Origin of the sequence: Paracoccus simplex (genome assembly GCF_042648325.1) — a bacterium.
Classification (GTDB): domain Bacteria; phylum Pseudomonadota; class Alphaproteobacteria; order Rhodobacterales; family Rhodobacteraceae; genus Paracoccus; species Paracoccus simplex.
On the sequence record NZ_JBHRXE010000027.1, the window covers coordinates 1 to 540 of the forward strand.

Below are 540 nucleotides of genomic sequence, written 5' to 3' on the forward strand. Positions count from 1 at the left end.
GCGGCGAGGAGCTCAGCGCCGATAGCCGCACCCCGCCCGGCGACGCGGGCGATGCCTCGACCGCCTGGGCGATGGCGGATTCCACCGCCTTGGCCGAGAGCCCGGCCGCAGCCGCCCCGGCGCCGGGGCGAGGCCGCGGCCGCGCCGAGCCATGTAAAAGCCCGCCCGAATCCCGGGCGGGCGCAGCAGCGGTCTCGACGCTGTCGGGCTTGTCTGGTGGTGGCGTGGTGGCGGAACGCAGCGCCGCGTCTATGGCCGAGGGGCTGGCGGCATCGCTGGCCGTGGCCTGGCCGCGCTTGCGCGCCGGCCGGGCCTGCGCCAGCCGCTCGCCCTGGAGCGGCAGGGACCGGGCGGCGGCCCGCCCGTCGCGGACCGATTGCCGGCCCAGATCGCGGATCAACCCGCGCAGCTGCTGGCGTTCCGCCGGGGTCAGGCCGTCGCCCGGCGCGTCGTCCCGGATCAGTTCGGGGGTCGAGCCTTCGGGGCGCAGCGGCGGCCGGGCCGAGCCGCGCAGACGGGCCGCGGCATTGCTGGCCGTGG

1 pseudogene is annotated in these 540 nt (G+C 78.7%); it reads right to left on the minus strand.

Annotated features, from left to right (window positions below):
• A pseudogene (locus tag ACFOMP_RS10760) lies at window positions 1-540 on the minus strand (hypothetical protein); the annotation flags it as partial.